General features: G+C 72.9%; 10 protein-coding genes. 7 read left to right on the top strand and 3 right to left on the bottom strand.

Annotated elements, in window-relative coordinates:
* Nucleotides 1-35 precede the first annotated feature (35 nt).
* Both ACZ4YY_RS19830 and ACZ4YY_RS19835 read left to right on the top strand, forming a co-directional pair.
* The gene (locus ACZ4YY_RS19830; protein WP_468291479.1) at nucleotides 36-1,019 is read left to right on the top strand and encodes a glycosyltransferase family 2 protein; all 984 of its coding nucleotides are present in this window, start codon (nucleotides 36-38) and stop codon (nucleotides 1,017-1,019) included.
* Nucleotides 1,016-2,347 carry an alpha-2,8-polysialyltransferase family protein gene (locus ACZ4YY_RS19835; RefSeq protein ID WP_468291482.1) on the top strand — a complete coding sequence of 444 codons (1,332 nt, stop codon included), beginning with the start codon at nucleotides 1,016-1,018 and terminating at the stop codon, nucleotides 2,345-2,347. Before ACZ4YY_RS19830 ends, ACZ4YY_RS19835 begins: the two co-directional genes overlap by 4 nt.
* 133 nt (nucleotides 2,348-2,480) lie before the next feature.
* Here the strand turns inward: ACZ4YY_RS19835 and ACZ4YY_RS19840 are convergent, their stop codons facing one another.
* From ACZ4YY_RS19840 to ACZ4YY_RS19850, 3 genes are all read right to left on the bottom strand, one after another.
* The gene (locus ACZ4YY_RS19840) at nucleotides 2,481-3,635 is read right to left on the bottom strand and encodes an acyltransferase family protein (RefSeq protein WP_468291485.1); all 1,155 of its coding nucleotides are present in this window, start codon (nucleotides 3,633-3,635) and stop codon (nucleotides 2,481-2,483) included.
* 195 nt (nucleotides 3,636-3,830) lie between these two features.
* The gene (locus ACZ4YY_RS19845) at nucleotides 3,831-5,192 is read right to left on the bottom strand and encodes a polysialyltransferase family glycosyltransferase (RefSeq protein ID WP_468291488.1); all 1,362 of its coding nucleotides are present in this window, start codon (nucleotides 5,190-5,192) and stop codon (nucleotides 3,831-3,833) included.
* The gene (locus ACZ4YY_RS19850) at nucleotides 5,192-6,172 is read right to left on the bottom strand and encodes a glycosyltransferase family 2 protein (protein ID WP_468291490.1); all 981 of its coding nucleotides are present in this window, start codon (nucleotides 6,170-6,172) and stop codon (nucleotides 5,192-5,194) included. The genes ACZ4YY_RS19845 and ACZ4YY_RS19850 overlap by 1 nt, the downstream gene beginning before the upstream one ends.
* Before the next feature lie 197 nt (nucleotides 6,173-6,369).
* Between ACZ4YY_RS19850 and ACZ4YY_RS19855 the strand changes: the two genes are divergently transcribed.
* From ACZ4YY_RS19855 to ACZ4YY_RS19875, 5 genes are all read left to right on the top strand, one after another.
* Nucleotides 6,370-7,716, top strand: coding sequence for a DUF6716 putative glycosyltransferase (locus tag ACZ4YY_RS19855; RefSeq protein WP_468291493.1), 1,347 nt, complete (start codon nucleotides 6,370-6,372; stop codon nucleotides 7,714-7,716).
* Nucleotides 7,717-7,736: 20 nt separating this feature from the next.
* A complete protein-coding gene (locus ACZ4YY_RS19860; protein ID WP_468291496.1) occupies nucleotides 7,737-8,963 on the top strand; it encodes a cytidylyltransferase domain-containing protein in 1,227 nt (408 codons plus the stop codon).
* Between the two features lie 13 nt (nucleotides 8,964-8,976).
* A complete protein-coding gene (locus ACZ4YY_RS19865) occupies nucleotides 8,977-9,915 on the top strand; it encodes an N-acetylneuraminate synthase family protein (RefSeq protein WP_468291499.1) in 939 nt (312 codons plus the stop codon).
* A gap of 53 nt (nucleotides 9,916-9,968) precedes the next feature.
* Nucleotides 9,969-11,072, top strand: a complete 1,104-nt coding sequence (locus ACZ4YY_RS19870; protein ID WP_468291501.1) for a hypothetical protein — start codon at nucleotides 9,969-9,971, stop codon at nucleotides 11,070-11,072.
* A 436-nt stretch (nucleotides 11,073-11,508) separates the two neighbouring features.
* Nucleotides 11,509-12,750, top strand: coding sequence for an amidohydrolase (locus ACZ4YY_RS19875; protein WP_468291582.1), 1,242 nt, complete (start codon nucleotides 11,509-11,511; stop codon nucleotides 12,748-12,750).
* Nucleotides 12,751-12,838: the final 88 nt, after the last annotated feature.

Genomic DNA, 12,838 nt, shown 5'->3' on the forward strand with positions numbered 1-12,838 from the left:
GCCCGACTTCCCCCTGAGAATCCAGGTGCGCACACGTGGCCAACACACCGACCCTGTCCGTCGTCGTCCCCTGCTACAACGTCGAGTCGTACCTTCCCGAGACCGTGACCAGTCTGGTCAACAACGCGCGGCACGACTTCGAGTTCGTCTTCGTCGAGGACCGGTCCACCAGGGACAGGACCTACGAGGCGCTCCGCGCGCTGACGGGGAGACTCGCGAACAGCCGGGTGGTCCGGCACGAGCAGAACGGCGGACTGGCCACCGCGCGCAACACCGGCATCGACGTCGCCGAAGGCCGCTACCTCACCTTCCTCGACGGCGACGACTGGCTGGCACCGGGCTACCTGGCCCGACTGGTCGACGTCATCGAGCGGTTCGACGTCGACTTCGTCCGCACCGACCACGTGCAGGTCACGGGCGTCGAGCGGATCGTCCACCGGGCTCCGGAGGGCCGCCGCCACACCCCGCTCGACCCGCGCACCTCGATCCTCCCCGTCGACGACACCACGATGGTCGACTACCCCTACGCCTGGGCCGGCGTCTACCACCGCCGCCTCCTCGACCGGGGCATGCTCCGCTTCCACGACGGGCTGCGCACCGCCGAGGACCGCCCCTGGATCTGGGACCTGCACCGCAGGGCGGACTCCTACGTCGTCGCCAGCCTGCACGGCGTCTTCTACCGCCGGGGCGTCACCGGTTCGCTCACCCAGATCGGCGACGTGCGCCAGCTCGACTTCTTCCGCTCCTTCGACCTGGTCCTCGCCGAGCTCGCCGACGACCCCGAGGCCGGCCGGCTGCGCAGCAAGGCGCTGCGCAACTACTGCGTCGTCATCGCCCACCAGCTGCTCGACCGGCACCGGTTCGAGCGCGGTGTGGCCGCCCGGCTGAAACGGCTGGCCGCCGAGGCGCTGGGCGCGATGAGCGAGGACGAACTCGCCGAGGCCGTGGTGGGGATGGGAGAGGAACGCGTCCACGTGCTGCGCCGGGTGCGGGGCGGCATGAAGGGGGTGGCGGCGTGATCCAGCTGTTCTTCTCGGCCACCCAGTACGCGGCCGCGACCGTCACCGCCGCGATCCGCGCCGGCCGATTCGGCCCGCGCGACGGCGTCCGCCGCGTCCTCGTCGTCAGCAACACCGCCGCCGTGCCGGAGGTCGGCACCCCGCTGGACCGGATGGCCGGCTTCGAGAAACTGCGCCCCGAGTTCGACGAGGTGCGCTCCTGGAACGAGTTCATCTCCCCGCACCACCCGGCCGGCTGGGCGCCGCGCCCCCAGGACACCCAGCTCTGGGAGAAGGCCGTACGCCTCGCCTGGGACCTCGGCGACGAGCCCGTCGAGATCGCCTGCGAGTCCATCCAGGCCAACCCCTCCCGCGCGGTCGCCGACATCTTCGCGGACAGCCCCATCCACGTGTACGCGGACGGCCTGATGAGCTACGGCCCCACCCGCAACCGCATCCCGCACGGCATGAGCAGCCGCATCGCCCGCGTCCTCCACCTCGACCTGGTCCCCGGGCTGCGGCCGATGCTCCTGTCGGAGTACGGCGTGGAGCCCGAGGCCGTGCCCAACGAGGCGATGGTCGACGTCCTCGCGCAGCTCGGCGAGTCCGGCGCCGGCCTCCTCGCCGAACGGCTCCCGGCCGGGCACCGCGCCACCGCCGTCCTCCTCGGCCAGTACCTCTCCGCGATCGACCTGATCACCCAGGACGAGGAGGAGCGGCTGCACCTGCGCATGCTGCGCGCCGCCGCCCGCGCCGGCCACGAGGACGTGCTGTTCAAGCCGCACCCCAGCGCGCCCGCCGTCTACAGCGAGTCCCTGGAGGCGGCAGCCCGGGAGCTCGGCGTGCGGCTCACGGTGCTGAACGAACCGGTCCTCGCCGAGACGGTCTTCGCGTTCCTGAAGCCGAAGCTCGTCATCGGCTGTTTCTCCACGGCCCTGATGACCGCCGCCGCCTTCTACGGCATCCCCGTCGCCCGCGTCGGCACGGAGCTGCTCCTGGAGCGCATCACGCCGTACGAGAACAGCAACCGCGTCCCGCTCACCATCATCGACGCGGCGCTGCCCGACGCCGAGCACACGGAACCCGGAACGCCGCTCGCACTGGCGGGTGCCGCCGAGAAACTGACGCCCCTGCTGCGGGCGGTGGGCTACTGCATGCAGTCCCGCAAGCACCACGCCCTGCGCGAGGAGACGGCCGCCTGGCTCGCGGCCCACCTGTCCGAGCAGCAGCGCTACTTCAAGCGTCGCCGCCTGACGAGCCTGCGCCTGCCGGGCGGGGCTCCGATCCGGGCGCAGGCACTGCGCCGGCATCCGACGGTCCGACGGGCGGTGCGCAGGCTGCGGGCGTGAGAGCGCGCCCGCGAGGAGCGCGGTCCGTGTCGACACGCGTCGCCCGCGCCGGCGCGACCGGCCACGACGGTGCCGCGGGACGCCGTCGGGCGTCCCGCGGCACCGTCGCAGGCGGGCACAGCGCGAGGACTTCTCAGTCCTCCGCCCGCCGCGCAGCCAACGCCCGCTTCAGCCGCGGCCCGAACGGCTTCTCCACGAACCGGTGCAGCAGCCAGGCGATCCCCAGCATGGCCAGCACGGTCGCGGTGAACGTGACGTACGGGTTCAGCCCGAGGCCGCGGTACAGCACCCGGATGAAGAACCAGCCCAGGTGCTCGTGGATCAGGTAGAAGGGGTAGGTCAGCGCGCCGGCCACCGTCAGCCAGCGCCAGTTCGCGCGGCTCGTCCAGCCCAGCGCCACCGCGGCGACGGCGACGAAGGCGACGAGGACGATCAGCTGGATGACGTAGGGGCTGCGGTGGAAGTCGCCCTGCGGGCCGGGGTGCCACAGGGCCGTGACCGAGTAGCGCTGGCCGAGCAGGAAGCTCATGCCCACGATGCCCCACAGCAGCGGGTCGCCGCCGAAGCGGTAAATCAGGTAGAGGGCGAGGCCGCCGATGAAGTACGGGGCGTGGTCGCGCATCACCAGCTGGTCGGTGAGGGGGTGGTCGGCGACCCGGGCGAAGACGCCGGCCAGCGTCCACAGGCAGCAGAACAGCACCACCCGCCGGTAGGTGACACCCCGCCAGACCACGCACAGCGCGAACAGGGCGTAGAAGCGCACCTCCACCCAGAGCGTCCAGTCCACCCCCAGCACCCGGGGCACGCCCATCGGCTGTTGCAGCATGGTGAGGTTGACCAGGAGCTCGTCCGAGCGGAGCGGCCCGGAGACCACCGGCAGGACGAGGCTCGCGGCGGTGACCAGGACGATCGCCACCCAGTACGCCGGGTACAGGCGGGCCACCCGCGAGCGGAAGAAGTCGCCCGTGCTCCGGCCCCAGCTGCTCATGCAGATGACGAACCCGCTGATCAGGAAGAAGAACTGCACGCCCAGACTGCCGTAGGTCGCGAACTGCGACAGCGTCGGGAACCTCACGCCGGGGGACTGGGCCCAGGACTGCGCGACCTCGCCGTTCTTGCCGGCGTAGTGGTAGAAGCAGACCATCAGGGCCGCCAGCAGGCGCAGGCCGTCCAGGGCGCGCAGCCGGTTCTCCGCCCGGGGCCGCACGGGCCGGTCGGGGAGGGAGAGGGCGAACCTCGGTGGCGCCGGCTTCGACGCCGGTGGCGGGGCCTGGTCAGTCGCGCTCATCCGGGAGGACCTTCCATGGGAGTGGGGAGATGCGTTCGCACGCTAGGCATCTCCGACGTGGGAGGGATGAGGAGCGGCTGACCCCCGGGCGGCGCCGAGATGGTGTTCCGATGAACGCCCGCCGGGCCCGCCTGCTTCACAACCGGCGGGCCCGCCTCCGGCACCCGGGCGGGCCCGTTCCCGCGGCCGGCGGCCCTATCGCCGGCCGACCCTCCGCTGAAGCGCCCGCGCCCGGCGGGCGAGGCGGCGTACGGCGGCGTTGCGCGGGAGGAAGGCGAGCCCGGCCGGTACGGCGCCGGGCAGGGCCAGCGCCGCCAGCCGCCGGCGCTCGAAGTAGCGCCAGGTGTGCGGGTCCAGATGCCGGGTGAGGTAGCGTTCCGCGGCGCCCCGCAGACCCGGGTGGATCCTGGGCTGCATCGCGAAGCCGACGGCCCCGAGCAGTCCGGCCGGCCCGGCCGGCCCTCCCACATGCTCCGGTGAGGGCATGGTCCAGCTCTCCACCGCAGCCTGGTCCGCCAGGTCCGGCAGCAGTACGTCGACCAGGGTGAGCGGCACCCGGTTGCTGTTCTGGTAGGGCACGAGCCGGGCCAGCGCGAGGTCGGTGCCGGTACGGGCGACGGGCAGGCCGTACAGCCCGGCGGCGGTGAGCAGTGCGGTGGAGGAACAGCCGACGACCAGGGCGGGCCGCAGCCGACGGCAGGCCACCTCGGCGAGGACGGGCCGGTCGAGGAAGGTCAGTTCGGCGCCCAGCCTCTCCCCCTCGTCCGCAAGCAGCGTCGACCAGCGGGCCGGTGCCCGCGGGTGCGGCTTGAAGACCAGCCGCCGGTGTCCGAGCGCCACGGCACCTCGCACCATGCGCAGGTGCAGTTCCTCCCCCTCGGCGTCGCCGATGACGCCGAGCGCCGAGAGGTGCTGCCCCAGCAGCAGGGCGGGCCGCTCCGCCGGAACCGGCAACGCCGTCTCGTCCTCGGCGAGTTCGTCCAGCACCTTCAGGAACGCCTCGGACGGCACCGGCACCGGCGGCACGCCGAACTCGGTGAGCAGCAGCGGGGTGAGGCCCGGCACCAGATCGAGGTGCAGCAGCCGGTCGACACGGGTGCCGACCAGGGGGTCGATCTTCTCGGGAGTGGGGCCGTAGCCCATCAGGCCGTCGGCGTAGACGTCGACGGGGGCGCCGGTGAACAGCCGGCACAGCGCCGACGCCGGGCCGGCCTGGACGGACTCCACGACCAGGTGCACCTCGTCGTCGCCGAGCCCCCACAGCAGCCGCACGTACCGTTCCCACAGGGGGACGTCGTCCGCGCGGGGGCCCCAGGCGCCCGGGTGGAAGGGGGCGATGGTCTCGTTCCAGGACAGCACGCCGTCGAAGCGCTCCCGGAGGCGGGCGAAGCCCGGCATCGCGCCGACGGACGGGGTGGTCTCGGGGTTGGTCGTGGTGTCGGCGACCAGCAGCAGCCGCCGGTCGGCCGGTGCGAAGAGCCCGGCGTCGACGGCGGCGGCCAGGATCGCGGCGCCGCACAGGGTCGAGACGCAGAAGACGCGGGTCGTGCGGGGCATCAGGCGGCCACCGTCCGCGCGGTTCCCGGCCGGCGGCGCACCCGCCGCAGCACACCCGCCCGCTGTACGTCCATCGTGTCCATGACCTCCGCGAGCACGTCCTGCGGCATCCTTCTCAGGGCGGCGGCGCACAGCGCGCGCAGTCTGCGGGCCACGGCGGGTTCGAACCTCCCGATCGAGCCGAGGTGATGGGTCATCACCGCGCAGTAGGTGCGCACCGCCTTGGGCAGCAGGTCGTCCGCCTCGGGATCACGTGCCGTTTCCTCGATCACCTGGTCGAACGCGCGGACGAAGTCCAGTTGCCGTTCGTCGCCGATCTGGGTGAGCGAAGAGGCCACCCCCCGCCGGTAGTGGACGCCCAGCAGCCCCGACACGGCGAAGGAGTCGGCCTCCCGGTGGAGTCTCCAGATCCACGGCCGGTCCTCGGCGGTCTTCAGCCCGTCGGTGAAGTGCAGCAGTCCCCGCTCGACCAGCCGGCGGTGGTAGATGCCCGCCCAGGCGTAGGCGTAGTCCACCGAGGTGGACCGGTCGGCGGGCAGGATCGCCGCCCGCGGCTCCATGACCCTGCCGCGGCGGCCGTGCGGCACGCGGTGAATGCTCCGGGCCCGCCCGGTGCACTGCACATGGTCGGTGCGCACGAAATCGCACCCCAGTTCCTCGATGACGGCGACAAGTCGCGGGAAATAGCCGGGCGCCAGCCAGTCGTCGCCGTCCAGGAAGGTCAGGTACTCGCCGCGCGCCCTGTCGATACCGGTGTTCCTCGCGGTCGCCAGCCCTCCGTTCCTCTCGTGTCGGACCAGCACCGCACCCGGCAGTTCGCGCTCCGCGCGCGCGAGGATCTCCGGGGTGGCGTCGGTCGAGCAGTCGTCGACCAGAATGAACTCGAAGTCCTCGCGCGCGTTCGCGCGCAGGCTCGCGAGGCTGTCGGGCGCGTATTGCTGCACGTTGTAGAACGGCACGATCACGGAGAGCTTTGGCACGTCGAAACCCTAGGAGGCGTCCCGGCGGCGGGAATTGCCGCAGGGAATACGGAGTGTGAACTCGATGTGTCGGAACGGTGCATCGCGACTACTTCTCAGGTGTGCGCGGGCCGGTTGTTTCTTCGGTCGTATTCCGTTAACCATTCGTTGAATCATGGTTCGGCCCGTCCTGGATTTCGCTTCCTAGGGTCCATGGCGTGCCACCAAGTACTCCGAAAAGCCCCCGGGTCGCCGTTCTCGCCGACTCCGACACCCGCTGGAAATGGGGTGCCCTGACCGCCGGACGCGTCGTGCCGGACGGTCCGTCCACCACAGCGGGCGCGCCCGTCGCCCCGGTGCTCGACGGTTTCCTGCTGCGCGGCCGCGCCACGCCCACCCCCCGCCAGCTCCGGGAGGTCGGCGTGCGCGCCGACTCGCTGCGCGAGGTGACGGCCGTGGAGTTCCTGCGCGTCATGGCGCGGGAACCGTACGACGTGCTGGTGCTCGCCCTGGTGGGCGGCGGGGTGCAGGCCGTGCTGCACGGCCTCGCGCGGGTCTGGGAGGGCCGCGGCGAGCGGCCCGTCGTCGTCACCGGCTACGTCGGTGTCGTCTACGAGAAGCTCGCCGACGGGCTGCTGCTGCGGCACGGCGCGGACCTCGTCCTCGCCAACTCCCGCCAGGACGCGGAGCGTTTCCGCGCGGTGTACGAAGGCGTGGGCGTCGACGCCTCCTCGGTGACGGAGGTGGCCCTGCCGTTCCTCGGGGGCACCCCCTACACGGGCCCGCACGACCCCTGCACGGTGGTCTTCGCCGCGCAGCCGTCGGTCCCGGAATCCCGCGGGGACCGTATGTACCTGCTGCGGCGGCTCGTCCGGCACGCCCGCCTGCACCCCGACCGCGAGGTGCTGCTCAAGCTCCGCTCCAAGCCGGGTGAACACACCACCCACATCGAGGAACTGCCCTACCAGAAGCTCGCGCAGAAGCTCGACGCACCGCCCAACTTCCGCCTGGTGTACGGCAACATGGGCGAGGTCCTCGACCGCACCGACCTCATGGTCACGGTCAGTTCGACGGCCGCCCTCGAATCCCTGCACCGCCGGATCCCCACCGTGGTCCTCACCGACCTCGGTGTGCGCGAGGCACTCGGCAACCACCACTTCGTCGGCTCCGGCTGCCTCGCCTCCTGGGACCAGCTCGACGCCGGGCACCGCCCCACCCCCGACGAGGAGTGGGTGGCCCGGCAGGGCGTCGCCGCCGGTCGCGCCGGACACGGCACGTACGCCACCGCCTTCGACACCGCCCGCGAACGCCTCACCGAACTGCTGGCCGCGCCCGCGCTGCCCCCGCTCCGCCCGTACTACACGCCCACGACCGCGCCCGGCTATCTGCCCGGCATCCTCGCCCGCCACCACCTCGGCCCGGACGGCAGCCCGCTGCCCGGCGCGCCCGCCGCCGACAAGGAGCCGGGCCCGGTCCGGCAGGTCGTGCGCCGGGCCGCCCGCGGCGCCTACCGGCACGGGGTGCAGCGGGTGGCCCCGGTCATCCGGCGGATGGGGGAGCTGTGACACCTCGAGGAGACAAGCCCATGTCCGACTCGTCAGGGGGCATGCGCCGCGTGCTCGCCGTGATCCCCGCACGCGGGGGCTCCAAGGGGGTCCCCGCGAAGAACCTCGCGCCGGTCGGCGGCGTCCCGCTGGTCGCGCGCGCGGTGCGGGAGTGCCGGGCGGCCCGGCTGGTGACGGACGTCGTGGTGTCCACGGACGACCGGGCCATCGCGGCGGCGGCCCGGGAGGCCGGCGCGGAGGTCGTACTGCGGCCGGCCGCCATCGCCGGGGACACGGCCACCTCCGAGGCCGCCGTCCTGCACGCCATGGACACGTACGAGGCCCGGCACGGCACGCCCGTCGACGTGGTTCTGCTCGTGCAGTGCACCAGCCCGTTCATCGTCGGCGAGGACGTCGACGGGGTCGCCGCCGCCGTCGTCGAGAACGGCGCCGACACCGCGGTGGCCGTGGCCCCCTTCCACGGGTTCGTGTGGCGCGACGCCGCCGACGACGGCACGGGCGGCTACGGCGTCAACCACGACAAGTCCCACCGCCCCCGCCGCCAGGACCGCCCCCAGGACCTCCTGGAGACCGGCGCCGCCTACGCGATGGAGGCCGGCGGTTTCCGCGCCCACGGTCACCGCTTCTTCGGCCGCACGGACCTCGTGCGCACCGATCCCGCACGGGTCCTGGAGATCGACGACCCGCACGACCTGACCCGGGCCCGCGCCCTCGCGCCGCACTTCGACACCGGCCGGCCCGGCGCCCTGCCGACCGCCGACGACATCGACGCCGTGGTCCTCGACTTCGACGGCACCCAGACCGACGACCGGGTGCTGATCGACTCCGAGGGGCGCGAGTTCGTCGCCGTGCACCGCGGCGACGGCCTCGGCATCGCCGCCCTGCGCCGCAGCGGGCTCAGCCTCCTCGTCCTGTCCACGGAACAGAACCCGGTCGTCGCCGCCCGTGCCCGCAAGCTCAGGCTCCCGGTCCTGCACGGCATCGACCGCAAGGACCTCGCGCTCAAGCAGTGGTGCGAGGAACAGGGCATCACGCCGGAGCGCGTGCTCTACGTCGGCAACGACGTCAACGACCTGCCCTGCTTCGCCCTCGTCGGCTGGCCGGTGGCGGTCGCCGACGCCCACGACGTCGTACGCGGCGCCGCACGTGCCGTCACCACCGTCCCCGGCGGCGACGGCGCGATCCGGGAGATCGCCGGCTGGATCCTCGGCCCCTCGCTCGACTCCCCCGCTCCCCTCACCCAGTAAGGAACCCCCTGACATGAGCACCAACTTCCGTCTGCGCCCGTTCGGTTCGCGGATCGCCGGCCCCGGGCAGCCCGTCTACATCTGCGGCGAGATCGGCATCAACCACAACGGCGAGCTGGAGAACGCCTTCAAGCTGATCGACGTGGCCGCCGAGGCCGGCTGCGACGCCGTGAAGTTCCAGAAGCGCACCCCGGAGATCTGCACCCCGCGCGACCAGTGGGACATCGAGCGCGACACCCCGTGGGGCCGGATGACGTACATCGACTACCGCCACCGCGTCGAGTTCGGCGAGGACGAGTACCGGCAGATCGACGCGTACTGCCGGCGGAAGGGCATCGCCTGGTTCGCGTCCCCGTGGGACACCGAGGCCGTCGCCTTCCTGGAGAAGTTCGACGTCCCTGCCCACAAGGTCGCCTCCGCCTCCCTCACCGACGACGAGCTGCTGCGCGCCCTGCGCGCCACCGGCCGCACCGTCGTCCTCTCCACCGGCATGTCCACGCCGAAGCAGATCCGCCACGCCGTGGAGGTCCTGGGCTCGGAGAACATCCTGCTCTGCCACGCCACCTCCACCTACCCGGCGAAGGCCGAGGAGCTGAACCTGCGCGTCATCAACACCCTGGAGATGGAGTACCCGAACGTCCCGATCGGCTACTCCGGCCACGAGACCGGCCTGCAGACCACCCTCGCCGCCGTCGCCCTCGGCGCCTCCTTCGTCGAGCGCCACATCACCCTCGACCGCGCCATGTGGGGCTCCGACCAGGCCGCCTCCGTCGAGCCGCAGGGCCTCCAGCGCCTGGTCCGCGACATCCGCACCATCGAGGCCTCCCTCGGCGACGGCGTCAAGAAGGTCTACGAGTCCGAGTTCGGTCCGATGAAGAAGCTGCGCCGCGTCACCGGCGTCGTCGCCGAGGCGGAGATCGCCGCGGCCGCCGGCGAGCCCGTCGCGGTCTGACCCCGGACACCCTCTCCACCGCCACGAGTGCCTCACGGGACGGTCGTACGACGATGAGCCCCCGCGCCGGGACCACCGGCACCACCGGCACCACCCCCCACACCCTCGCGTTCGTCGAGAGCCCGGTGCAGCTCCTGAACGTCCTGGAGTGGGCGTACGCGCAGGAACTGCGCCCCCGCAGGGAGACCGGTGCGGGGCTCACCCTCGTCGTCCTGTCCCCGACCGACCCGATGACCCGCGGCCAGCTGCGCCGGATGGCCGAGCTGGCCCGCGAGGAGGGTCACCAGGTCCGCTGGGAGGAGGCCCGCGGCGGCACCACCGCCCCCTTCCGCACCATCGGCGGCCTCACGCGGCTGCTGCGCGGGGCGGAACGAGTCGTCATGGGCGACCCCTTCTCCCGCTACGTCCAGCTCCTGCTCACCATCACCAGGGCAACCGACCTGGTCGTCGTCGACGACGGCACCGCCACGATGGAGTTCGTCGGCCAGCTCGCCCGCGGTGAACGACTGGTGCGCTGGCACCGCAAGGGCGGCCGCCCCGGCCCCCGCGACCTGCTCTTCGCCCCGGTCTCCGCCTCCGCCCGGCGCCGACTGACCGTCGGCGCGGACCGGCGGGTGCAGGTGTTCTCCGCGATGCCGGTCGACGACGTCCCCGACGGCGTCACCGTCACCGCCAACGCCTTCGCCTGGACCCGGGCCCGGTTCGGGCCGCCGCGTGTCACCCGGGGCGCCGACCTGGTCGGCACGTCCCTGGTCGAGACGGGCATCGTCGACGGCGAGCGCTATCTGCACGCCGTCGCCCTGCTCGCCGAGGCGCACGGCGCGGCCCGCTACTTCGCCCACCGCCGCGAGAGCGCCGACAAGCTCCACCGGCTGTCCGTGGAGACGAACCTGGAGATCGTCCGCCCCGACCTTCCCCTGGAGCTCATCGCCCGCAGGGGCCCCATCGGCCGCACGGTCCTCAGCTTCCCCTCCACCGTCGTCCACACCCTGCCTCTCGCCCTGGCCGGCACCGACGTCCGCGTCACCGTCTGCGACATCGACCCGAGCTGGCTCACCCGCCGCGCCTCCCCGAGGGCCCGGGGCTTCCTGTCGGGCGTGACGGACTCGGCGCGGGACGTCCACCGCCTGAGGGGTCCTTGTACGACGAGCGCCTGAGCAGGCGCTCGTCGTACAAGGACCCCTGACCCCGATGACCGCGGTCCGACGAGGCGGCCGGCCGCGGTCCCACTCGGACGCATGGGCCGCGGCCGGGTTTCCCGGGGTCCGCCGACGGGCTGGGGGGCCGCGTTTCCCGCTGATCCATCGCCGGGTACGGGGGGCCACCGGCCACGTTCCGGTCCGTGGGCGCGGGTTCCGTCACGTGGACAGGACGGCGCGGTGGGGCCGGGCCGTGGTATGCGTGGAGGGAGGAGAAAAGTGGGACGGGTCGGATTTCATGATCCACTGGGCCGAAGCCGGCCGAGTTTACCCATCCCGAACGACAGACACACGCCGCGCGGCCAACTTTCTTCCCCCTAACGGGCTGATCTTTTGTTGATCGTGGGTCAGTCGACCGTCGTGGCGTCCTACCCTTCAGAGGGTGAAGCAACTGATGTCCCGAGAGTCCGAGGCCGATCCCTCAGGGGAAGCCGTGCTCCCCGCCGCGCTCCCCGGCACGCTGCCGGAGTCCCTGCGCGTCGAGCTGGTCGCCTTCCGCCGCGACATGCACATGCACCCCGAGCTCGGCAACCAGGAGTTCCGTACGACGGCGGCGATCAAGGAGCGCCTGGAGCAGGCGGGGCTCAAGCCGCGCGTCCTCTCCGGCGGGACCGGGCTCATCTGCGACATCGGCGACTTCGTCGACGGCACCCCGGTGCTCGCGATGCGCGCCGACATCGACGCGCTGCCCATCCCGGACACCAAGTCCGAGTGCCCCTACCGCTCGACCGTGCCCGACCGCGCGCACGCCTGCGGCCACGACGTGCACACCACCGTCGTCCTCGGCGCCGGCCTGGTCCTCGCCGACCTGCACCGGCAGGGCCGGCTCCCGCGCCCCGTGCGGCTGATCTTCCAGCCCGCCGAGGAGGTGCTGCCCGGGGGCGCCGCCGACGCCATCGAGGACGGCGCGCTGGACGGCGTCGGCCGGATCATCGCCGTGCACTGCGACCCGCGCGTCGACGCCGGGCTGATCGGTCTGCGCAACGGGGCCATCACCTCCGCCTGCGACCGTCTGGAGATCTCCCTGGACGGCCCCGGCGGCCACACCGCCCGCCCCCACCTCACCACCGACCTGGTGACCGCCGCCGCCCGGGTCGTCACCGACGTCCCCGCGCTGGTCGGCCGCCGCGTCGACACCCGCGCAGGGCTCGCGGTGACCTGGGGCCGGATCGAGTGCGGCCACGCCCCGAACGTCATCCCGCAGCACGCCGAGCTCTCCGGAACCGTGCGCTGCCTGGACATCGAGGCCTGGCGGCAGGCCCCCGACCTGGTCGTCGCGGCGATCGACGAGGTCGCCAACCTGCACCGCGCCAAGTCGGAGATCAACTACGTGCGCGGCGTGCCCCCGGTCGTCAACGACGCCGACGTCACCGGCCTGCTGCGCGACGCCATGGTCGTCCGCCGTGGCGAGGCGTCCGTGGAGAGCACCGAGCAGAGCCTCGGCGGCGAGGACTTCTCCTGGTACCTGGAGCGCGTCCCCGGCGCCATGGCCCGCCTCGGCGTCCGCCGTCCGGGCGAGCGCACGGTGCGCGACCTGCACCAGGGCGACTTCGACGCCGACGAGCAGGCCATCACCGTCGGCGTGGAGCTGTTCACCGCCGCCGCACTGCTGGACGCTGCGACCCGGACCGCCTGAGCGCGACCGCTCCGCGGGCCCGGACACACCGGGGGCCGCTCCCGTCCGACCGGCGGGAGCGGCCCCCGGTGTGTCCGGGCCCGCCCAC

It is taken from the genome of Streptomyces sp. NPDC030143 (assembly GCF_055573695.1).